This window comes from Pseudoxanthomonas sp. GW2, from assembly GCF_000283075.1.
GTDB lineage: Bacteria > Pseudomonadota > Gammaproteobacteria > Xanthomonadales > Xanthomonadaceae > Pseudoxanthomonas.
Genome location: NZ_ALIP01000155.1, coordinates 1 through 22,342, shown reverse-complemented (window position 1 = coordinate 22,342; position 22,342 = coordinate 1). Strand labels below are relative to the sequence as shown.

Sequence of the window (22,342 nt, the reverse complement as noted above, 5' to 3'; positions counted from 1 at the left end):
TCGGGGGGCGTCGGCGCGCCACCGGCCGGCGCGCCCGCCGCCGGCTCGCGCTCCACCACCTCGACCCGGGGCTCCTTCCAGGGCCCGCTGACGTGGTAGGTGCGCGCGGCGATGCCGCCCAGCGGCCGGCCCAGCACGGCATTGGCCGCGGCGCCGACCGCCGCGCCCATCGGTCCGCCGGCGACCGCGCCGACCACGGTCAGCAGGTTGCCGGACTTGGGCTGGACGTCGATGGTCTGGTCGAACTGCTGCGCCACCAGGTCGGTGCGGCCGCGGATGCGGATCTCGGCGGCCGGGCCGTCGATCAGCATGTCCGGGGTGGCGGCATGGCCGCCGCCCACCTGTACCTGGCCTTCCAGGCGGTTGAACGCCAGGCCGCGGAAGAAGAAGTCGCGGAAGTCCAGCATCAGCCGCCGCGGCAGCTGGGCCACGCTCAGCAGGCCCAGCACGCGGCCGGCGCCGGGCTCGACCTCCAGCAGCTGGCCATTGCGCACGTCGATGCGCAGGTTGCCCTCCAGCGCGCCCAGGCTGAAACCGTCCGGCGGCCCGGGCCAGCCGGCCTGCAGGCGCAGGGTGCCCTCGCCGCGGGCGAGGAAGTCGGCATAGCCCAGGGCCGAGACCAGCCGGCCCATGTCCTCGCTGCGCACGTCCACCTGCAGCCGGGTGCGTGCGTCGGCGCCGCGGCCGGTCCATTCGCCGCTGATGTCGGCCTGCTGCCAGTCGGCGCGCAGCTGCAGCCGCTCCAGGCGCATGCCGTCGGCCACCGGTGTGGTGCGCAGGCTGGCGCGGCCCAGGCGCGCGCCGCGGTAGCGCAGGTCCTCGACCTCGATCGCCAGCGGCGGTACCGCGGCCGGGTCGAAGCTTTCCGGCGCCGTTGGCTCCGGCGCCGCGGGCAGGTCCGCGGCAGGGTTGCCGGCAGCGGCCACGGACGCCGCAGCCGGCGTGGCGGCCCCGGCGGCGGTCGGACCAGGGTCGGCCGCGGGCGTGGTCTGCGCTGCCGCGGCGGCCGGCGCTTCCGCCTGCGCGCGCGCCACCGGCTGCCAGTGCAGCCGCGCGAAGCGGCCCTGCACCGGCTCGCCCGCCGCATCCGGCACCTGCAGGTGGCCGGCCAGGGCCGGGCCGTCCACCTCCACCGCCAGCATCCCGGCCCGCGGTTCCAGCTGCAGCCGGGTCTGCGCGAACTGCCCGCCCAGCAGGTACAGCTGCTGGGCCAGCACGTCGACCCGGCGCAGCGGCAGCCCGTCGCCGCCACCGCCGCGCGCCAGGCCAATCCATTCCAGCGCATCCAGCTCGGCGGTGTGGCCGCCGATGGCCATGCCGCTGGCCGGCGGCTCGCCGGCGACCACGGCGCTGCCCAGGGTCACCATCACCCCGGTGGCGCCATTGTGCTGGCGCGCGCGCAGGGCCAGGCGCTGGCCGAAGGCCAGATCGATCGGGCCACTGCCGAACGGCAGGCCCAGCTGCACCCGGGTCGGCAGGGTGGCCGGCGCGGGCTTGGCCAGTGGCGCGGGGAAGTCCAGGGTGGTTCCGGCCAGGTCCGAATCCAGCCGCAACCGTGCCGCCGGGGTGCCGGCCGGGGCATTGGCCGGCACCGCCAGGCCCAGGATCCAGGCGGAGCGGCCGTGCACGTAGGGGCGCATCCAGTCCAGCTCCGGGGCGCGCGCCAGCAGGCGGCTGGCATCCATCGGCGCGGCCAGCTCGGCCTCGAAGGCCTGCGCCGGGTCCTGCACGTGGCCGCGGCCGGCGCGCAGCGACAGGCGCCCGGGCTGGCCTTCGTAGGCGACCGCAAGGTCCCCGGCGGTAAAGCCGTTGCCGTCGTAGCGGACCTCGCCGCGCACGCCGTCGAAGGCCAGGTTCCAGCGCTTCTCCACCAGCCGGGTGCCGGCCAGTTCGACGCTGCCGGACAGGCGCCCGGGCTGGTCGTGCTTCAGCGGCAGGTTGAGCGCGAAGCTGGCCCGCGCCGGGCCGGAGGCCTGCAGGTTGTCCAGGGTCTCGGCCTGGGCCTCGTACAGCGGGCTGGCGCGCAGCAGCTCGACGAAGCGGCCGGCGTCGGCGCGGGCGCTGGCGCGCACCAGCAACGGCGCGTCGCCGTAGTCGGCGATCCCCGCCTCGAAGCGCTCCACCGGCACCCCGCCCAGTTCGCCGCTGCCGCGCACCTGGAAGCCGTTGCCGACAAAGGCAACCTCGGCCTGGGTCGATTCCAGCGCCGGCCATTCGGCCTGGAAGCGGAAACGGCCGCCCTCGATCCGCCCGCGCGCGTCGAACAGGCCGTTGTCGTGCACGAACGGCCAGTCATCCAGGTCGCCGGCCACCAGCGCGCGGCCATCGCGCACCACGCCGTCCTCCAGGGCCATGTCCAGCCACTGCACCGCCGCCGGCGGCATCGACTGGCGCAGCCAGAACTTCTTGGCCGCCGGCACCGCGGCATCGTCCAGTTCGGCGGCCACGTCCATCCACGGCCGGGTGCCATCGCCCTGGAAGTGCAGGCCGCCGCGCAGGCGCGCGCCGTAGTCGCTGGCGCGGATCGCCAGGTCCGGGGTGGCGACCTGCCAGCCCGGGCCTTCGCGCCAGGCCAGCAGGTGGCCGTCCAGGCGCACCTCGTGGGCCACGCCGAAGCCGCCCGGCCAGTCCAGGCGCAGCGGGGTGGCGGGGTCCAGCGCCAGGTGGATGGCCTGGGCATCGCCCTCGAAGCTGCCGGACAGGCCTTCCAGGCCGGGGGCGCGGCCGACCGGGGCGAAGCCCAGGCCTTCCAGCCGGCCCTGCAGGCGCAGCGCGCCGCCGCGCTCGCCGGCCAGCTCCAGCGCGGCCAGGCGCGCATGCGGCGCCGCTTCCAGCAGCCAGGCGCGGCGTTCCGGCGGCAGGCGGTCGGACAGCGCGGCCAGCGCCAGCAGCGGCCCCAGCTCGACCTCGTCCACCCGCAGCGCGTACTGCTGGCCGCCGGCCAGCACCAGCCCGTCCAGCCGCTGCGCGCCGCCGGGCATCTCCAGGTGCAGGTGCGGCGCGTCCAGGCGCCAGCCGCCGGCCACCAGCCGCCAGGTCAGCTGTCCGGACAGCCCGGCCAGCTGCTGCAGCGGACGGCCGAGGCCTTCCAGCGGGGCTCCGGCCAGCTCCACGCCGCGCAGCTCGAACTGGCTGGTCGCCAGCACCACGCGGCGGCCGCGCAGTTCGGCCCAGGCCTGGACCTTGCCGCTGCCGGCCTGCGGGGTGATCCCGGCCTGGCCCAGCAACGGCGCCCAGGCGGCCAGGTCGGCCGCGTCCAGCTGCGCCCAGGCGCGGCCATCGCCGCGGCTGCGCTCGAACTCCAGGGCCAGGGCCAGCGGTTCGGCCTGCGGATCGATCCAGCCGCGGGCACCGGCGCGGACCCGCGCGCCGTCGACGCGCAGGCGCAGGTCGATGCGCGGGATGCGCAGCTGCAGGCCCAGCTGCGGCGCCTCGACGTCGAGGCGGCCGCCAATCACCTGCAGCTCGCCCAGCCCTTCCAGGTACTGCAGCGGATCGGCCTGGGGCGCGCCGTCGGCCAGCGGCAGGCCGCGGATCGCCCAGCGGCCATCGTCTTCGCGGCGCAGGGCCAGGGCCGGGCCGCGCAGGCGCAGTTCGGTGAAGGAACGGCCCGGGAGCAGGCCGGCGTACAGCGAGACCAGCACCTCGGCCTGGCCGACCTGCACGCCGCCGCCGTCGGCGCCGCCGCCGATGCGCAGGCCATCCAGCTGCAGCAGCGGGCCGCGCCGGGTCCAGCGCGTGCGCACCTGGTCGAACTGCACCGGGCGGCCGGCCTTCTCGCTGAGCCAGGCCGCCACCTTGTCCGGATGGCGCTCGGCCAGCGGCAGCAGCTGGCTGGTGGTGCCGACCGCCAGCGCCACCGCGATCAGCAGCACGGCCGCCAGGTATCCGGCCCAGCGGCGCACCCGGCGCAGGCGGTGGCGCGACAGCACGGTGGTCACCGTCCGCGGGTCCGGCGGGCGCGCACGCGCGCCGCGGCAACGGCCAGCGCCGCCCCCGTCCCGTCGCTGCCCGTCCTGGCCGTTATCGTCCCTGGGGTCCGCGCCTCAAAGCAGGACCACATCGAACTGCTCCTGCAGGTACTGCTCGTCCGCCTGGAAGCGGATGCTCTTGCCGAGGAATTCCTCCAGCTCGGCCACCGCCGCCGATTCCTCCTCGGTGATCCGCGCCACCACCTTGGGCGAGGCGATCACCAGCAAGCGCGCTGCCTCGAACTGGCGCACGGCGCGGGTGATCTCGCGGAAGATCTCGTAGGTCACCGTCTCGGCGGTCTTCCCCGTGCCGCGCCCGCCGCACTGCGGACAGGTCTCCGACAGCTGCCGCTCCAGGCTCTCGACCGTGCGCTTGCGGGTCATCTCGACCAGGCCCAGCGGCGAGAAGTCGTACACCGTGGTCTTGGCGTGGTCGCGCGCCAGCGACTTCTCCAGCGTGCGCAGCACCTGGCGGCGGTGCTCCGGGTCGGTCATGTCGATGAAGTCGATGATGATGATCCCGCCCAGGTTGCGCAGGCGCAGCTGGCGGGCCACCGCCTGCGCGGCCTCCAGGTTGGTGCGGTACACCGTCTCCTCGAGGTTGCGCTGGCCGAGGAACGAGCCGGTGTTGACGTCGATGGTGGTCATCGCCTCGGTCTGGTCGATGACCAGGTAGCCGCCGGACTTCAGCGGCACCTGCTTGTCCAGGGCGCGTCCGATCTCGTCCTCGACCCCGTACAGGTCGAAGATCGGGCGGTCGCCGGAATACAGCTCCAGCTTCTGGGCCAGCACCGGCATGTACTTGGCGACGAAGGCCTGCAGCCGGTCGTAGGTGTCGCGCGAGTCGACCCGCACCTTTTCCACGTCCTTGCGGATCAGGTCGCGCACCGAGCGCAGCGGCAGGCTCAGGTCCTCGTAGATGATCGAGCCGGCCGGGGCCTCGCGGCCGCGGCGCTCGACCACGTTCCATACCCGCGACAGGTAGGCGATGTCCTCGGCCAGGGCCTCGGCCGGCTGGCCCTCGGCGTTGGTGCGGATGATGTAGCCATGGCCGCCGTGGCTGGTGGCCAGGTCGGAAACAATGGTCTTCAGGCGCTGGCGCTCGGCCTCGTCCTCGATCCGCGCCGACACGCCCACCGTGCGCGACTGCGGCAGCAGCACCAGGTAGCGGCTGGGGATGCTGATCTGGGTGGTCAGGCGCGCGCCCTTGGTGCCGATCGGGTCCTTGACCACCTGGACCACGATCTCCTGGCCATCGCGCAGCAGCTCCACGATCGACGGCGGCGCCAGCGGCTGCGGCGGGGCGTCGTCGGACACCCCGGCGTCGACCGGGGCCGGCCGCACCACGTCGTTGGCGTGCAGGAACGCGGCCCGCTCCAGGCCGACCTCGACGAAGGCCGCCTGCATGCCGGGCATCACCCGCTGCACCCGCCCCTTGTAGATGTTGCCGACCACGCCGCGGCGCCAGCCGCGCTCGATGTGCAGCTCCTGCAGCATGCCATTCTCGACCACGGCCACCCGGGTCTCGCGCGGCGTGACGTTGACCAGGATCTCCTCGGACATGCGCTCCTATCCTGCCATCGCGGCGCGGGCGCCGGCCGTGGTTGCGGGGCCGGCGGCCAGCAGCCGCGCGGTTTCGTGCAGGGGCAGGCCCATCACCCCGGAATGGCTGCCGGCCAGGTGCTCGACGAAGGCCTCGGCGCGGCCCTGGATGGCATAGGCCCCGGCCTTGCCCAGCGGCTCGCCGGTGGCGACGTAGGCGGCGATGGCCGCCTCGTCCAGCGCCGCGAAGCGCACCTGGGTGGTCGACAGCACCTCGCGCGCACCGGCGGCGTCGTGCACCACCACCGCCGACAGCACCTGGTGGGTGCGGCCGGACAGGCGCCGCAGCATGGCCGCCGCGTCGTCGGCGTCGGCCGGCTTGCCGAACACCTCCCCGTCCAGCACCACCTCGGTATCGGCGCCCAGCACCCGCGCGCCCGGCTCGGCGCATACCAGGGCCCAGCCGGCGGCGGCCTTGTCGCGGGCCACGCGGCGCACGTAATCGGCCGCCGGCTCGCCGGGGGTGCGCACTTCGGGCACGTCGACGTCGAGCAGGCGGTAGGAGAGGCCGAGGCGCTCGAGCAGTTCGGCCCGGCGCGGGGACTTGGAAGCCAGATAGAGCATTCGGAAAGGATAACCCGCGCCTGCCCGCTGAACGGTGTCCGATCGGCACCGGCGCCCCGCGACCCCGGAGCGGCTCACCGCGCGTTCATGCGTACAACCCGACCCTGCCGCCGTTCTTCACGCGGCCGGCGCGGCCCCATCCAAGGAGACCCATCGCATGCGCAACCTCTTCGCCTCCCTGCTCGCCCTCCCGCTGGCCCTGGCCATCGCCGCCCCGGCGGCGGCCCAGCAGGGGACGGTCCCGCCGCTGCCGGCCGACGCCACCCTGCTCTCGGTCCAGGCCCAGGCCCAGGCCAGCCAGGCCCCGGACATCGCCAGCGTGTCCGCCGGCGTGGTCACCCAGGCCGCCGACGGCAACGCCGCCATGCGCCAGAACGCCGAGCAGATGAACCGGGTACTGGCCGCGCTCAAGGCCGCCGGCGTGGCCGAACGCGACATCCAGACCAGCGGCGTGAACCTGCACCCGCAGTACCGCTACGTGGAGAACCAGGCACCGGTGATCACCGGCTACCAGGCCAGCAACACGGTGGGCGTGAAGCTGCGCGACGTGGCCAGGATCGGCAAGGTGCTGGACGCACTGGTGGCCAACGGCGCCAACCAGATCAACGGCCCCAGCTTCGGCATCGACAAGCCCGAGCCGCTGTACGACCGGGCGCGGATCGAGGCACTGAAGCTGGCCCAGGCGCGCGCGGAAACCTATGCCAAGGCGCTGGGCCTGCGCGTGCGCCGGATCGTCAGCATCGGCGAGGGCGGCGCCGGCATGCCGGTGCCGATGCCGCGGATGGGGGCGATGAAGGCCGAGGCGTTCGACAGCACCCCGGTGGCCCCGGGCGAGAGCAGCGTCTCGGTGTCGCTGGACGTGGTGTTCGAGCTGGGCCGCTGAGTCCGGCGGCCACCGCGCCATAAAAAAAGGGCGCCCCTGGGGGCGCCCTCCCGCCACTGTCCCGGGGCGGTCAGAACTCGTACTGGACCGAGAAGGTCACCGTGCGCGGGGCCACGAACCCGGTCGGGAACTTGTAGCTGTAGACCCGGTCGCCGGCGCCGGTGTCCCAGTCGTCGCGGACCCGGTAGTAGTCCTCGCGGTTGAACACGTTGTTGGCGACCAGGCCGAACGACAGGCCCTCCGCCCAGCGCGGCTCGTAGTCCAGGCGCAGGTCCACGATCTTCACCCACGGCACGCGGCCGGACGTACCGCGCGGATGCAGGCCGTCCTCGTACGAGACCGGGACGCTGGTGCCCTCGCCGCAGTAGAACGAGGCCACGCCGTACAGCGGGGCAACCGGGTCCGGGCCATCGCCCGGGTACACGCCGAAGCAGTTGATCGGGCGGCCGCTCTGCGCCAGCAGGCTGGCGCCCAGGCGCAGCTCGTCGGTCAGCTGGTAGGCGCCGAACAGCTTGAAGCTGTGCCGGCGGTCGTTGGGCAGGTAGCCGAACGAGCCGTCCATCAGGCCGGGGTAGTCGAAGTCCTGGGTGATGCCGGCATCGTCCTGGCCGTTGTCCGACTTCACGTAGCCCTCGGTGTTGCCCTTGCTCTTGGCATAGGTGTACGAAGCCGACAGGAACCACTTGCCGTCCCAGGCGCGGTCCAGCATCAGCTCCAGGGCGGTGTAGGTGCGGCGGGCCTCCGGCAGGCCGATGGCCTCGGCCGGGATGTCCACCCGGGTCAGGGTGCCGGTGCCGTCCAGGTCGACGTTGGCCGACAGGGCCTTGCCGGGGTTGGTCAGGAAGCAGTGCTCCAGGGCCCCGTAGATGGCCTCGGCCTGTTCTTCCGAATAGCCGTTGGCCAGCGCCCAGTTGGCGGCGCCATCGCCGGTGCAGATGTCGTCCATGCCCGACTGCAGTTCGCGGCGGATGGCGCGGAAGCCGGCGGTCCAGTTCGGGGCGAAGGTGAACTGGGTGCCGATGATGTACTCGTCCTGGTACATCGGGTCGAGGTTGTTGTCGACCACGGTCCGCGGGTCCGGGATCTCGCCGGTGGACGTGTAGTTGCGCGGGCCCACCTGCTCGCCCAGCACCGGGATGCCGGTCGCCGGGTCGATGCCGGTGAAGGTGTACCACTCGGTGTAGTCCAGCTCCGGGCCGGCCAGGCGCACGTTGGTGTTGGCGTACACCGGGATGTAGTAGCGGCCGGCGTTACCGAACACCTTCAGGCCGGAGTCGCCGTTCACGTCCCAGGAGAAGCCCAGGCGCGGCGCCCAGGTGTCCTCGATGTCGATGAAGGTGCCGCCCTCGGAGTTGAGGTTCTCGAAGCCCTCGTTGCGGATGCCCAGGTAGGCCATGAAGTTGTCGGTGACCTGCCAGGTGTCCTCGACGTACCAGGCATTGTTCTTGGTCAGGTAGGTGCCGCCGTTGCCGATGTAGCGGAAGCGGACCAGTTCGGTGACGCCGGGCGGCACGATCACCCCGGGCGCGGCGGTGGAGCCGGGCGTTCCGTTGACGTAGCGCCAGGACGCGCCGCCGGAGTACTCGCTGCCGTCGACCGTCTCGAATTCCTCGCGGTCCAGGCCGAAGCGCAGGGTGTGGTCGCCCAGCACCCACTCGCCGTCCACACGCCAGGCCTTGCGCACGTCGCCGGCGTCCGGCACGCCGCGGAAGGTGTCGATCCAGCAGCCGGCCACGCCCACCGGCGCGGTGCCGGAGGAACGCACGTCGACCACCACCGGGCAGCCCTCGGCGTTGGTGTTGGTGTTGAAGCGCGAGTACTCGCCGCGGCCGTACAGCGCCGACAGGGTGAAGGTGTCGGTGAGGTAGCCGGTCCACTTGCCGATGTAGTTCTCGCCGCCCTCCTCGGCGCGGAAGGTGCCGATCGGGGTGCCGCCGCCGATGGTCAGGTCGCCCGGCTCGCGCTGGTAGGTGGTGCCCTTGATCTTGTTCTTGTCGCTGAAGGCGGTCAGCTCGAGGCGGTGGCTGTCGTTGATGTACCAGTCCAGCTTGACCAGGCCCTGCGGCGAGTCTTCCTTGGAGCGGTCGCTGCCGTTCTCGTAGTTCAGGACCTCGGTGTCGTCCTTGCCCTGGAACAGGCCGAAGAAGAACAGCCGGTCCTTGATCAGCGGACCGCCGCCGTAGAGGTTGTAGACGAAGGAATCGGTCTTGGAGCCGGTGTCGACGATGCGGTAGGTGCCCGAGCGGGTCGGGTCGTACGCGAACGGGGTGCCCTTGGCCAGCGAGTCCGGGCTCCAGAACAGGCTCACGCCGCCCTTCCACTCGTTGGTGCCCTGCTTGGTGGTGACGTTGATGACGCCACCGAGGGAACGGCCGAACTCGGCGCCGTAGCCGCCGGTCTTCATCTGCTGTTCCTGCACCGCCTCGAACGGCACCTGGTTGAAGGCGGTGCCGGTGACGATGTTGGTCACGTTGAAGCCGTTGACGTAGTACACGTTCTCGGCCACGGAGGAACCGCCGAACGAGGCCAGGTTGCCGAAGCGGTTGTCGCCGCGCACCGTGCCCGGCGCCAGCAGGGCCACGTCGGTGGCGTTGCGGCGCACCGGCAGGCGGTCCAGCTGGGCCTCGGTCAGGATCGTCACCGACTCCACCGAGGACACGTCGATCGGGTTGACCGCGCCGGCGAAGCCGCGCACCTCCACCGCGTCCAGCGCCGTCGCCGAGGAACTGGCCGCGGCGACGAAGGAGACGTTGGAGCCGCTACCGCTGCTGACCCGCACCACGCGCTCGTTCACTTCCCCGGACGGCGAGGTGCGGATCACCCGGTACTCGCCCGCGGGGATGGCCGACAGGCGGAAGCTGCCGTCGCCACCCACGGTGATCTGCCGGGTAAAGCCGGTCTGGGTGTTGACGATCTGGACCGTGTCGCCGCTTTCCGCCTGGCCGAAGACCGAGCCGGCGGTATTGGACTGCGCGTGGACGGTGCCTGCGAAACACAGGCCAAGCGCGATACTGAGCGCGGTCCGCCTTATTCCCCTGGAGCAATGGAAGCGATTGGATTCAGTCACAGCTGCAGCCTCTTGATGGATGGAAACTGGACTTGCGCCCGAAGGCTTTCTTACCGGACGGAAAACGCCCGGTTAACCGCGATGTAACGGTGTTTTTGCGCAAGGAATCAAGCCAGATGAAACGACCTGGTTCTCACTTTGCGGAACCGTTCGGATAAATCGATTCGCACTAGCGCATTCAACAAAGTCATCGGATCGTGAAGTCGCGAAGCCCGTCACGCGCGCGCACGTCTGGCGTCACCATTTGATTCGCCGCATACAAACCTGAAGCACTGGCCCGTGGGCGCCTGCAGCTGCCTTGGCGTCCCGACGTAACCCGCGCATACGCATATATATGCGTGGCCATCGTCCGCTCGCAGCGCCGGCGAGGCACTCGCGCATCCCCCGGGCAGATCCGGAGGCTTCCCTCGACGCGCGACACCGGCCACCTCCCCGTTCCCGCGTGCCCTGCCCCGGGTGCACCCTGGCATGCCCTCCGCAAGCCGTGCCGCCGCATGTCGCAGCGCAGCGTGGCGCGATCCGGCATCGGCTTTCGGTCGCGTCCAGCGCATCCGCCCCGCACACAAAAAAGAACCGGCGCCCGAAGGCGCCGGTTCCGGTCACGCACGATCGGTGTGGATCAGAACGAGTAGCGCACGCCCAGGTAGGCACGGCGCGGCTCGACCCAGTCGTTGGCCTGGCCGAAGTTGTACACGCCGTTGCCGTCGACCAGGGCCATGTGGCTGGTGGCCGACTGCTTGTTGAGGATGTTGAAGACGTCGACGAAGAACTCCAGCTGTCCGACCTGCAGCGGCTTGACGTACTTGGCGCGCACGTCGAGCGTGTAGTACGACGGGCCGGTCTCGGCGCCGATGCTGCCGGGCAGCACCCAGGTGTCGAACACGCCGTCGTACTCGTACTCGTCGCCCATCACCGGCAGGTAGCGGCCGGAGATCAGCTGCGAGCGGCTGTAGATCAGGCCGCTGTTCCAGTTGAACACCGCGCTCAGCTCCAGGCCGAAATCGAACTCGTACGAGCCGAAGGCCTTGAACTGGTGCTCGATGTTGCCCGGCTGCCGGCCCCACATGTTGGGGGCGCGCGGGTCGATGGCCAGCCAGTCGCCCTGGAAGTCCGCGTTGGAGTCGGAGTTGGTGTTGCCGTGGGCGTCGTTGTAGGTGTACGACAGCATGCCCTGCCAGTTGTTGCTCTTGAACTTCTGCAGGGTGATCTCCAGGCCCTGGTACTCGCGCTTGCCGCCGGCCAGCGTGGCGATCACGTAGTTCGAGTTCGGGGCGCCGTCGTAGCCGAAGTACGAGTACGGCAGGTAGAACGTCGGCGAACCCGGGCCGGCCACGCCGTGGTCGCCGCGCTCGACCGTCGGGTCGGAGTACAGCGCCAGGTCGTAGTCCTCGAGGATGTCCTTGGTGGTGCGCCGGGTGAAGGTCACCGACAGGCTCATGTCGGTGCCGATCGTGTGCGACACGCCCACCATGAACTCATCGGTATACGGCGTCTTGGTCGACGGCGCGAACAGCGCGTCCGGGGTCTTCTCGCCACCACGCACGCGATAGGTCAGCCAGCGGTCGCCGATGTAGATCTGCTCGTGCAGCTCCGGGCCGGTCAGGTTGCCGGCGAAGTCGGCCATGTTGGTGCGGATCGGGTCGTAGTACCGGCCGTAGAAGCCGAACAGCTTGGAACGGGCGTCGCCGAAGATGTCGTACACCACGCTCAGGCGCGGGGCGAACTCCCAGTCGAACTTCGCGGACTCGCCGCCCTTGGAGTCGTAGTGGGTCCACTCCTCGGCGCGCACGCCGGCGTTGACCGTCCACTGGTCCTTGGTCCAGGTGTCCTGCAGGTAGAAGGTCTTGCCCTTGCTCTTCACCGTGTACGGCGCGGCGGCCGCCTCGATGATGCGGTAGTTGTTCACCTGGCCGGTCGGGTTGCCCGCGGTGCTGGTGAACTGGTACGCGTACAGCTCGGCCTGCGACACCTCGCCGTCGCCGTTGGTGTCCAGGGCGCTGATGAAGTACGCGCGGTCGGCGGCGGTGGAGTTGCCGACGCGGCCGGTGTCGGACAGCAGGCGGGAAACATCGCTGCTGGAGATCGAGCGGGTGCCCGACCAGCCCGGGCCGATGAAGTCGGCGAAGCTCACGCCGGCGTTGGCCGCGGCGATGGAGGCGTAGCGCGCGCGGTCCGGGCCGGTGATGATCGAGTCCTCGAAGTACTCGTTCTCCGAGTAGGACACGCCGCCCTTGATGGTGTGGGTACCGAAGGCGGTGTCCAGGAAGTACTCCAGGCTCAGGCCGAACTCGTCGCGGTTGCGCTCGGTGATCAGCGCGGTGCCGCCGCCGCCCTGCTGGCGCTCGGCCAGGCTGGCCGGCGAGTTGAAGTAGGCGACGTCGTTGCGCGACTGGTCCTGCACCGCCGGGATGTCGGACAGCTCGCCCTCGTGGGTGAAGCCGTAGACGTTCAGCAGCAGGTTGCCCCAGTCGCGGCTGTACTCCAGCTTGTAGTTGTCGCCGCCCTGCTCGCGGGCCACGTCGCGGTTGTTGAGGGTGGTCGCGTTGCGCGAACCGCTGATATCGGTCGGGTCGTTGAAGAAGGTGGCGACCAGGCGGTCGTTCTCGGTGATCTGCCAGGTGGTCTTGAAGAACGCGTAGCGCGCGTCGCTCTCCACCGTGCGCATCGCGGTGCGCGTGGTCGGGTCAAGCACGTCGTCTTCGCGGTACTTCTTCTGGTACGAGGCGAAGAACCACAGCTTCTCCTTGACGATCGGGCCGCCCAGGGTGAAGGCGGTGTCGTAGGTGGAGAAGCCGCTGGACTCGCCGTGTTTGTCCTTGGCGACCAGGTTGTCGTTCTGCAGGTAGTAGTTGACCGAGCCGTGCCACTCGTCGCTACCGGACTTGGTGATCACCTTGGAGATCAGGCCCGAGCCGCCGGCGTACTCGGCGGGCACGCCGCCGGTGATGACCTGCTGCTCCTGGATGATCTCGGAGTTGAAGTTCGAACCGAAGGTGCCGGTGTTGTTGTCGGTGACGTCGACGCCGTCGATCAGGTAGACGTTGTCGGAGGAGCTGCCGCTGGCGCCGCCGATGTCGCTGTAGTTGACGCCGGACTTGGACGAAGGGTTGCCGCCGGGGCTGGGCTTCACGCCCGGGACCAGCTGCAGGTAGCTCTGGTAGCTGCGGCCGGTGGGCAGCGATTCCACCATCTGCAGGGTCAGCGTGGTGCCCACGGTGGCCGAGGTGGTGTCGATGGCCGCCAGCGAGGCGCCGGTAACGACGATCGCGTCGAGGGTGGTGGCATCGCCGGCGGTGCGGCCGCCGCCGCCCAGGCTGTAACCCAGGCTGAGGTTGCGGCCGGAAACCACCGCCACGTTGGACGCGGTGTAGTCCTCGTAGCCGGCCGCGGAAATCACCACGGTGTAGTTGGTCGCCGGGTCGAGGCCCTGCAGGCGCACGGTGCCGTCATCGCCGGTGACGCCACTCTTGCTGACGAGGCTGTCCGGAGAGCTGACCCGCACGGTTGCACCGGCAACCGGTTGCCCGTCAGCACCGGTGATGCTGATACGCAAGCTGCCGGGATCGGCGGCCCAGGCGGCGCCGGCAATGCACATGCCCAGCGCGAGACTGAGCATGCTTCGCTTGATGTTCTTCACACAACGGGAGCTTTTCGTATTCGTCACAGCGCCGACCTCTCAAAAAATGTTCGAAGGGGGTGGACCACGTGGACTACACGCCCGGCATACATCCATGGCTGGAACCTGAATGAAATGCAGGGTTAACCGGAATATAACGACGTTTCTCCCGCAGAAGAATCATGTGAAATGAAAGCAATTGGATTCAGCTGTTCATCTCAAAATAAAATAAATTTATTTGCTGACGAAACTGAATTGGGCATTCGATAATTGCGTACTGTTAAGTACTTGTTTTTATTTGCGCACTACAGCAAAACCTGAAAACATGAATATCTCGGGAAAGGCGTCATAATATATTTTCAAGGAATCGAAAAGCCTCAGAAATGGAGAAAATTGAATAGATTCCCTGACTTCGGGCACATGTCTTTCGTTGGCGCCGGCGCAACGATCGGGAATCTTGGGCAACGAGCAGCCCATCACCGTACGCGGATGTTCAGCTCGCCCGGGCCCGCGCCCTGGCGGGCCTCCTTGCTTGCGCAAAAAAAACCAGGGCGCCCGTCATCGCCAGTGGCGATATCGGGGTCCGCAAGGAATATTGGCTAGCGCGCCACGCGCATCCGGCTGCAACGTGATGCAATCGCTCGCCGCACCATCCAGGTGCGGCAAGGGCCGCCCGCCCCCGCTGCTGGCCAGGCGCCGCGCCAGAGTGGCGCCCTCGCAAACCAGCAAAGCGATCACCGATCAGCTCCGCCCCCGGAGCCGCCATCCGCGCCACGCCTGTGGAGCGCAGCGTGCCGGCCACGAATGCACGTGGAATGCCGCGCTGTCCGCATGCAGGTGCACTACGCATTCCGGCGCGTTCCCGGCGGTCGGCGGCGACATCACGCCACCGGGCTCGTGGCGGTCCTGGGGGACTGCCTTGTCGTCGCCGGTATCCGACCCGGAGCCGTCCTGGGTCGCGAGCCGCAAGGATTTGCCGTGGGCGGCGTAGTGCGACCCGGTCGCGCACGTGCGTGCGCGTTTTGGCCCGCCACGTGATCCACCAGGGGTCGCCACGGGCCGGTAGCCCACTGGCACGCCCCACACGCAAGCAAATCCGGTGTCGGTACAGCAGGGCCCCCGCGCTTGCCGCCGCAAACCAGGGCAAAAAAAAAACCGCCCCCGTTGCCGGGGGCGGTCTTGAAGCACCTTCTAGATCCGGAACGGATTAGAAGTCGTACTGCACCTGGAACCGCACGTAGCGCGGATCGTTGAAGAACTTGGCAGCACCGTAGTTGTAGTAGTTGCGGTACGAGGACACGCCGCTGTAGGCGAACTTGGTCTCGTACACCTGGGTCGGCTTGATGTTGTTGAACAGGTTGATCACGTCAACATTCAGGCGCAGACCCTCGGCCCAACGCGGCTTGTACACCAGGCTCGGGCTGAAGGTGACGACCCACGGGGTGCGGCCAGCGGAACCCACCGGGCTCACCACGTCGTCCTGGGCACGGTTCTTGTTGCTGCCGGTGTTGATCTCGCCGGTGTCGCAGACATGGAACACGCCGGTGTAGCCGTACTCGGTGCCGAAGCTGCCGTAGCCGCCGCCCAGGCAGGAGATCGGCGAACCCGACTGCGCCAGCAGGTTGAAGCCCAGCTGCCACTCCGGAGTGAAGGAGTAAGAGCCGAAGACCTTCAGGCTGTGGCGGTGGTCGTTGAACAGGTAGCCGTTGGCACCGATCATGATCTCGGCGAAGTCGAAGTCCGAGGTCGTGCCGGTGTCGTCCTGACCGTTGGTGCTCTTGACCAGGCCTTCCAGGTTACCGGTCAGCTTGGCCCAGGTATACGAGGCGCTGACGTTCCAGCGCTCGGTCGCCTTGTCCGCGCTCAGGGTGATGGCCTTGTAGTCACGCTTGGCCTTCGGACCCAGGGCGGCGCCCGGAACGGTGACGGTGACGATGTTGCCGTCGACGTTCAGGTCGGTGGTCAGGGTCATGTCGCGACCCGGGTTGTAGATGTAGCAGCCCGGGATGCCACCCGGCACGGTCCACTCGTCGTCCCAGTTGGACAGGTCGTAGCCGGCGTCCACGCCCGCGTTGTACAGCGCACGCGCATCGCAGGTGTCGTCGATGGCGTTGTCGACGCGGCGGTAGGTGCCCTTGATGCCCAGGGTCCAGCCGTCCAGGAAGTCGTTGGCCGAATCCAGGCGCTGCTGGTAGCCCAGGATCAGCTCGTCCTGGGTGTAGGGCTTCAGGCCGCGGGCGGCCACGGCTTCCGGATTCGGCACGCTGCCGTCCTCGCCGTTGTGCACCAGGTTGTACGCACCGTCGGCGTAGCTGCCGGTGGTGTTCACCGGCACCTTGGTCACCGGATCCAGGCCACCGGTGTAGGTGTAGTAGAAGTCGGTGTAGTACGAGGCCGAAGCGGCGCGCAGGGCGACGTTGGCGGCGATCGGCAGGGAGTAACGGCCGACCGAGCCGAACACCTTGGAATCACCGTTGCCCAGGACATCCCAGGTGAAGCCGACGCGCGGCTGCCAGATGTTGTCCTGCTTCACGAAGGTGATGCCGTTCGTGTTCTTGTTCTCGAACGAGTCGTTACGCAGACCCGCGTACAGCATGAAGTTGTCGGTGATGTTCCAGTTGTCCTCGATGTACCAGGACTTCTGGTTGACCTGCACGCTGCCGCCGTTGAAGTAGCGGATCTGGTTGTAGATGTCGACCGACTCGTCGGTGCCCAGGAAGTAATCGGACGTGGTGATGTAGTACACGTCCTGGGCGGCGCCCTGGAACGACTTCCAGCGCTCGTCGCTGTAACCGAACGAGATCTTGTGGTCGCCCACCAGGTACTCGAAGTCGATGCGGCCGGCGTCGCGCTTGTTCGAACCACCGTAGATGTCCACCGAGCTCACGGTGGCGCAGCCGATGTTCTGGCCGAAGTTCGAGCTGTCCGGACGGTAGTCGAGGACGTACGGGCAGGTCGGCGAGGAGTTGATGTCGCCGTTGTACTTGTTCTCGATGCCGTCGGCGTTGACCGTGTAGTCAGAGTTGGTGTTGTCCATCTGACCATACTGCAGCGACATGGTCAGGGCATCGCTGAGGTAGGAGGTCCACTTCAGGATGTGGGTGGTGCCACCGTTCTCGAGGATCTCCTTGCCCTGGTAGGTGCCCTTGCTGACGCTGGCGTCGGCGTCCAGGCTGGAGTAGGTCGCGGTGTAGCGGTTGTAGGTGCCCTTGCGGGTATTGTCGAAGCCGGTGTACTCGACGTGGTTGTTGTCGTTGACGTACCAGTCCAGCTTGGCCACCCAGTACGGCTGACGCGACTTGTAGTCGTACATGGTGGTGTTGCGGTTCGTGGTGTACGGCGCAGTCGGCGAGGTCGAGTAGCCGTTACCACGGGCAGCGTAGCTGGTCACGTCCTGGTTGCTGAACGAACCCAGGGCGAAGAAGAACAGGCGATCCTTGATCAGCGGACCGCTCGCCCAGAAGCTCAGGTTGTCCGAGGACGACTTGTTGTTGCCGTAGCTGCGGAAGATGGTGCCGTCGCTCAGCATCACCGGATCGGGCTGCTCGCGCAGCGAATCCGGCACGACGGTGTAGCTGAAGCCGCCCTTCAGCTCGTTGGTGCCGCGCTTGATGTTGACGCTGGTCACGCCGCCGGTGGAGAAGCCGTAGCGGGCGCCGTAGCCGCCGGTCTGCACGTCCAGCTGGTCGATCGCCTGGTACGGAACCTCGGAGAACGACAGGTTGTCGTACAGGTTGGTGACGTTGAAGCCGTTGACGTAGTAGCTGTTCTCGGCCGCCGAGGCGCCACCGAACGAAGCGTTGCCGAAGTAGTCACTGCTGGCGGCAGTGCCCGGGGTCAGCAGCGAGACCGCGGTGACGTTGCGGGCGACCGGCAGCGAGTTCAGCTGGTCGGCGGTGAAGGTGGTGCGGGTCTCGATGCTGGTGAGGTCGATGCCGTTGACCGAGCCCAGGCCGCGGACCTGGACGACGTCCAGCGAAGTCGCGTCGGAGGCGGCGAACGAGGCGGTCACGGCCTTACCGGCAACCACGGTGACGACGGTGGTGCGGCCATCGGAGGTGGTCACCTCGTACTGTCCGGCCGGCAGGGCCGGGGCACGGAAGCGACCGTCGGCACCAACGGCGAACTCGCGGACCTGGCCCGAACCCAGGTTGCGCACCTGGACCTTGCCGGCGGACGCGTCGAGCGTACCGATGATGTCGCCCGAGGTGCTCTGGGCGTAGGCCTGTTCGGCCGGGATCATGGTGGCCACAGCACCGGACAGCGCCAGTGCCAGCAGGCTCACCTTCATATAGTTACGGCGGCGGCTGTCACCGCCCTTAGTTGCAAAAGACATTAGTCCTCTCGATTCAAATGCTTATGGGACAGTGGCCGCGAAGCTAAGCCTCGCCAGCGGTCCCAACCTATACCATTTCAAATAAAAATTAAAGTTGCGTTACTGACTCGCAAAGGAAGTCTTGTAAGCACCACAAAGGTGCGCTATGCGCTCCCGTTTGGATCTACAGAAGGCCCGCTGTAGCGCCTTTGGCGAGCAGTTCCGGCCCAATCCCCATTCAGGTGCATTCATAGCCAAATGGAATTAGCAAGCGCATCCCAGAAACAGATCGTCCCAAACATAGAACGAACTAATGAAACGCCCCGTATGGTGGGCGCCGGGACCGGGTCGTATTCAGGCGCGGTGGTAGGGGTGGTTGGCCAGCATGGCCGCGGCGCGGTACAGCTGCTCGGCCACCACCAGGCGCACCAGCATGTGCGGCAGGGTCAGCGGGCCCAGGGACCAGGATTCGTGGGCCATGGCCCTGACCTCGGGGGCGTGCCCTTCCGGGCCGCCAATCAGGAACGCCAGGTCGCGACCCTGCTGCCGCCAGTGCTCCATGCGCGCGGCCAGCTGTTCGGACGACCAGGGCTTGCCGGGCACGTCCAGCGTGACCACGTGTGCGTTCTTCGGCAGCGCCGCCAGCACGCGCCGGCCTTCGTCCTCGATCGCCCGCTGCGGATCGCGGCCCTTGCCGCGCAGGCCCGGCTCCACTTCCACCAGTTCCAGCGGCATCCAGTGCGAGAGCCGCTTGCGGTACTCGGCGAAACCCTCGGCCACCCAGGAGGGAGCGCGTTCGCCGGTTGCGATCAGACGTGCCTTCATCGGCACATGATACGCACCACCAGGCCGCAGCCAGGCCGCACCGCGCCTGCCTGCGCAATGCACGGCCTCTCCTGCCCGCTCCCTGGCTGCCACCGGATCCGCGCGCCAGTCACGCGGCGGGAACGAGCGGCTGGCCGGGGCAGCGGAGGCCGCGGCGGGCCGGCACGCCCGATTGCGTCACACCGCCTTCCCGCGGCCGGCGGGCGTCAGGAGCGGCGGCGATCAACCCGGCACAACCCCGGCAGCGAGGCGGTTGCGGGGCCGCAGTCGCACCAGGCAGCAGGCGCATCGGCGCGCCACGCACGCGCGGGCACGCCTTCTGCACGCAGGAGCGCGACGCCCACCGGCGCAGGAACGCAAAGGCCGCGCCCAGGCGCGGCCCTTGCTTCGTGCGGTGCCGCCCGCATGCGCGGGCGCTGGATCAGCCGGCGTCGTCGACGTCCGCGGCCGAGCGCGGCTGCTGGTCGCCGACGCTCCACAGCCGCTCCAGCGCGTAGAACTCGCGCACCCGCGGCAGCATGACGTGGACGATCACGTCGCCCAGGTCCACCAGCACCCACTCGGCCTCGCGCTCCCCTTCCACGCCAAGCGGCTGCGCGCCGAGCTTCTTGGCGAACTTCACCACCTCGTCGGCGATGGACTTCACGTGGCGGGTGGATGTACCCGAGGCGATCACCAGGTGGTCGGCCACGCTGGTCTTGCCGCGCACGTCGATCTCCACGACGTCCTTGGCCTTGATCTCCTCCACCGCGGCGCGCACGGCGGCAAGCAGCTTGTCGGCGGAAGGGGGCGGCTCGGGCAGCCGGGGCTTGATGACGTGGGCCTGGTTGTTCAAGGAAGACTCGAGGTAGCTGGGGAATGGCCGGCACTTGGCCGACAGGGGTGCGGATTATACCGGCGGCGGCGTCACGTACCCGTCACGCCGTGCGCACCCTGCCCGGCACCGTACAGGCCGTGGCGGAGGATGTAGCCGGCCACTGCCGGCGGCACCATGCCCTGCCAGCCCGGATCGCCGGCGGCGATCGCGGCTCGCACCGCGCTGGCCGACTGCGGATGCAGCGGCTGCCGCAGCGGCAGGATCCGGCCGCCGGCGGCCGCGGCCAGCGCCGCCGGCGAGTCGCACCAGCGCCCTTCGGTGGCTGCCGCCAGCTCCGGTGGCAGCCCGCGGTCGACCGGCTCGTCGCCGCGACTGGCCACCACCAGGTGCGCCAGCGACAGGATCTCCCGCCACTGGTGCCACTGCGGCAGCGAGCGGAAGCTGTCGGCGCCCAGCAGCAGCGCCAGCGGCGCGTCTCCGCCGTGCAGCACGCGCAGTTCGCGCAGGGTGTCGATGGTCCAGGACGGGCCACTGCGCTCCAGCTCGCGCCGGTCCACGCGCAAGCGCCGATCGCCGGCCGCGGCCACATCGAGCATGCGCGCACGATGGTGGGCGCTGGCGCCGGGCACGGCGCGGTGCGGCGGATCGGCGGCCGGGGCCAGGGTCACCGGCACGCCGAACGCGTCGGCGGCTGCGCGGGCGATGGCCAGGTGGCCGCAATGGACCGGATCGAAGGTGCCGCCGTACCAGAGCCTGAGCATGGCCGGCGGACTCACCCGGCGGTCGCGAGCAGCCGGGTGGCGGGGGTATCGGCGATTGCCAGCAGCAGCCGCTCCAGCAGCAGCCACGGATCGCCGGCGGCGCGGCCCTTGGCCGCGCGGTCCACGCGCGAGGCGTAGGCGGCGAACCGGTTCCAGCGCAGCGGCGCGGCGTGCCGCTGCAGGGCACGCTTGAACGGCGCCTGGCGTGCCTCCCACAGGCCTTGCGACTTCATTTCCGCGGCGAGGTTGGCGCCACGCGCCTGGGCACGGGCCAGCGCGGCGGCGCGCAGCAGCTCGCGGATCACCACCGGCATCAGCCCGGCCACCTGCTCGCCCTCGGCGCGCAAGCCGGCCAGCATGCGCCGCACCTGCGCCGCCTGGCCGGACAGCGCGGTCTCGACCAGGCGGAACACGTCGTAGCGGGCGGCGTCGGCCACCAGCGATTCCATCGTGTCCAGGTCAAGGGTCGCGCCCGGTGCCAGCAGCGCCAGCTTGTCGATCTCCTGCGCGGCAGCCAGCAGGTTGCCCTCCACCCGCTCGGCCAGGCCCTGGACCGCCTCGGGGCTGGCGCGCAGGCCGCGGTCGCGCAGCCGGCGCTCGATCCAGCCCGGCAACTCGTGCGGCTTGAGCGCCCAGGCGATGGAGACCACGCCGTGCCTGGCGACCGCTTCGTACCACTTGCCCTGGTGCGCCTTGCTCCATTCGTTGGCCACGATCAGCAGGGTTACGTCCGGCGGCGGGTTGGCGCAGAAGGCCATGATGACTTCCGAACCGGTCTTGCCCGGCTTGCCATTGGGCAGGCGCAGTTCCAGCAGGCGGCGCGAGGCGAACAGGCCGGGCGCGTCGAAGCTGGCCGATAGCGCATCCCAGTCCGGCTCGCGGCCCTCGGCCTCGAACACCTCGCGCTCGGCGCCCTCGGCGCGCGCGCGCGCGCGCACCGCGTCGGCGGCTTCCAGCACGTGCAGGGTTTCCGGGCCTGCGACCAGATAGGCCGGCTGCAGCGGCTGCTTGCCCACATGCGCGACCAGCTGTTCGGGCTTCAGCTCCATCGGGCCGGGCCTGGCTGCATCGGATTCACCGCACCGGGGCGTCGAGGGAGGCGGGCCCCTCTTCCGTCGCCCCGGCTTCGCCCGGCACGGGCGCGGCCGGCCTGGCCTCCGGCGCACGCACCGGGCGCGCGCGCGAGGGATCGGCGCGGACCACGCTGTCGAGCCGGCGCAGGATCGAGGCGGCCATCTCGCGGCGCAGCTCGTCGGCCAGGATCTCGCGCTCGCTGCTGGTGCCGGTGGCGTCCTCCGGCGGCGACACGTAGTCGCGTGCCAGTTCCACCGACTGCCGCGGCACCAGCACGGTGCCGTCGCCCAGCACCGCGGTGAACACGGTGGCGTAGCGCAGCGAGAATTCCTGGGCGCGGCCCTGCTCGTCGATCGCGATCGGCAGGTCGCCCCAGCGCTCGGACAGCACTTCCAGGCGCAGCACCTCGCCCCCGGCGGTGCCCTCGTCGGCCACCTTGGCGCCGGCGTTGCGCAGGTTGCGCTCCAGCAGGGTCACCAGCGAGCTGTACGGGGTGCTCGAGTACACCTGCACCGGCGGCGCATCGCTGGGCAGGGCGATGCGGTCGCGCAGGTGGAAGCCGCATCCGGCCAGGGCCAGGGTGGCGAGGAAGAGCAGCGCCCGGGCGGGCGGGGACGCGGTCGCAATCATGTGGAGAAGTCTGGACGAGGCCGCGACGGGCGGCAACAGGCGCGAAGCCTGACCGATTCCCCGTGAACGCCGCTTGAGAGCACCGGCGCCGGCACTGCCACCCGGATGCAATACGCGCAGCGCGGATCGGGGGATGGACGTTCAAGGCGTGGGTGCCAAGGCTCCTCCGCACCGACAGCGCCAGGCGGGAACAACCGACGCTACCTCCCCCCCCCCC

At 69.6% G+C, this 22,342-nt stretch carries 12 protein-coding genes; 1 reads left to right on the top strand and 11 read right to left on the bottom strand.

From position 1 onward, the window contains the following. The 3 genes from B351_RS16955 to B351_RS0114670 all read right to left on the bottom strand — a co-directional run. A partial coding sequence (locus B351_RS16955; RefSeq protein ID WP_019399791.1) for a YhdP family protein occupies nucleotides 1-3,941 on the bottom strand: 3,941 nt, incomplete at its 3' end. Nucleotides 3,942-4,046: 105 nt separating this feature from the next. Continuing rightward, nucleotides 4,047-5,534 carry a ribonuclease G gene (gene rng, locus B351_RS0114675; protein ID WP_019399790.1) on the bottom strand — a complete coding sequence of 496 codons (1,488 nt, stop codon included), beginning with the start codon at nucleotides 5,532-5,534 and terminating at the stop codon, nucleotides 4,047-4,049. 6 nt (nucleotides 5,535-5,540) lie between these two features. Continuing rightward, nucleotides 5,541-6,137, bottom strand: coding sequence for a nucleoside triphosphate pyrophosphatase (locus tag B351_RS0114670; RefSeq protein ID WP_019399789.1), 597 nt, complete (start codon nucleotides 6,135-6,137; stop codon nucleotides 5,541-5,543). Nucleotides 6,138-6,294: 157 nt separating this feature from the next. Here B351_RS0114670 and B351_RS0114665 point away from each other — a divergent pair, with 157 nt between their 5' ends. Continuing rightward, nucleotides 6,295-7,020, top strand: a complete 726-nt coding sequence (locus B351_RS0114665; protein WP_019399788.1) for an SIMPL domain-containing protein — start codon at nucleotides 6,295-6,297, stop codon at nucleotides 7,018-7,020. Nucleotides 7,021-7,090: 70 nt separating this feature from the next. On the opposite strand, the gene B351_RS0114660 is transcribed toward B351_RS0114665, so the two are convergent. From B351_RS0114660 to lptE, 8 genes are all read right to left on the bottom strand, one after another. Further along, nucleotides 7,091-10,087, bottom strand: coding sequence for a TonB-dependent receptor (locus tag B351_RS0114660; RefSeq protein ID WP_026010756.1), 2,997 nt, complete (start codon nucleotides 10,085-10,087; stop codon nucleotides 7,091-7,093). A 619-nt stretch (nucleotides 10,088-10,706) separates the two neighbouring features. Then, complete coding sequence (locus tag B351_RS0114655) at nucleotides 10,707-13,703, bottom strand: TonB-dependent receptor (protein ID WP_050992248.1); 2,997 nt, start codon at nucleotides 13,701-13,703, stop codon at nucleotides 10,707-10,709. 1,207 nt (nucleotides 13,704-14,910) lie between these two features. Then, nucleotides 14,911-17,994, bottom strand: a complete 3,084-nt coding sequence (locus B351_RS0114650; RefSeq protein ID WP_019399785.1) for a TonB-dependent receptor plug domain-containing protein — start codon at nucleotides 17,992-17,994, stop codon at nucleotides 14,911-14,913. A gap of 378 nt (nucleotides 17,995-18,372) precedes the next feature. Beyond that, nucleotides 18,373-18,843 carry a 23S rRNA (pseudouridine(1915)-N(3))-methyltransferase RlmH gene (gene rlmH, locus B351_RS0114645; protein WP_019399784.1) on the bottom strand — a complete coding sequence of 157 codons (471 nt, stop codon included), beginning with the start codon at nucleotides 18,841-18,843 and terminating at the stop codon, nucleotides 18,373-18,375. 421 nt (nucleotides 18,844-19,264) lie between these two features. Then, nucleotides 19,265-19,678 (bottom strand): ribosome silencing factor, encoded by a 414-nt coding sequence (gene rsfS, locus B351_RS0114640; RefSeq protein WP_019399783.1) that lies wholly within the window; start codon nucleotides 19,676-19,678, stop codon nucleotides 19,265-19,267. 71 nt (nucleotides 19,679-19,749) lie between these two features. After that, nucleotides 19,750-20,421, bottom strand: a complete 672-nt coding sequence (nadD, locus tag B351_RS0114635; protein ID WP_019399782.1) for a nicotinate-nucleotide adenylyltransferase — start codon at nucleotides 20,419-20,421, stop codon at nucleotides 19,750-19,752. An 11-nt stretch (nucleotides 20,422-20,432) separates the two neighbouring features. After that, on the bottom strand, nucleotides 20,433-21,470 hold the full coding sequence (gene holA, locus B351_RS0114630; protein ID WP_019399781.1) for a DNA polymerase III subunit delta: 1,038 nt from the start codon (nucleotides 21,468-21,470) through the stop codon (nucleotides 20,433-20,435). Nucleotides 21,471-21,495: 25 nt separating this feature from the next. Further along, on the bottom strand, nucleotides 21,496-22,125 hold the full coding sequence (gene lptE, locus B351_RS0114625) for an LPS assembly lipoprotein LptE (protein WP_019399780.1): 630 nt from the start codon (nucleotides 22,123-22,125) through the stop codon (nucleotides 21,496-21,498). Between the last annotated feature and the right edge of the window lie 217 nt (nucleotides 22,126-22,342).

What these genes read in the sequence shown, in the direction of transcription:
- rng (WP_019399790.1), bottom strand. Translation starts at nt 5,534, where the DNA reads ATGTCCGAGGAGATCCTGGTCAACGTCACGCCGCGCGAGACCCGGGTG.
- B351_RS0114670 (WP_019399789.1), bottom strand. Translation starts at nt 6,137, where the DNA reads ATGCTCTATCTGGCTTCCAAGTCCCCGCGCCGGGCCGAACTGCTCGAG.
- B351_RS0114665 (WP_019399788.1), top strand. Translation starts at nt 6,295, where the DNA reads ATGCGCAACCTCTTCGCCTCCCTGCTCGCCCTCCCGCTGGCCCTGGCC.
- nadD (WP_019399782.1), bottom strand. Translation starts at nt 20,421, where the DNA reads ATGCTCAGGCTCTGGTACGGCGGCACCTTCGATCCGGTCCATTGCGGC.
- holA (WP_019399781.1), bottom strand. Translation starts at nt 21,470, where the DNA reads ATGGAGCTGAAGCCCGAACAGCTGGTCGCGCATGTGGGCAAGCAGCCG.
- B351_RS0114650 (WP_019399785.1), bottom strand. Translation starts at nt 17,994, where the DNA reads ATGAAGGTGAGCCTGCTGGCACTGGCGCTGTCCGGTGCTGTGGCCACC.
- rlmH (WP_019399784.1), bottom strand. Translation starts at nt 18,843, where the DNA reads ATGAAGGCACGTCTGATCGCAACCGGCGAACGCGCTCCCTCCTGGGTG.
- B351_RS0114655 (WP_050992248.1), bottom strand. Translation starts at nt 13,703, where the DNA reads ATGCTCAGTCTCGCGCTGGGCATGTGCATTGCCGGCGCCGCCTGGGCC.
- lptE (WP_019399780.1), bottom strand. Translation starts at nt 22,125, where the DNA reads ATGATTGCGACCGCGTCCCCGCCCGCCCGGGCGCTGCTCTTCCTCGCC.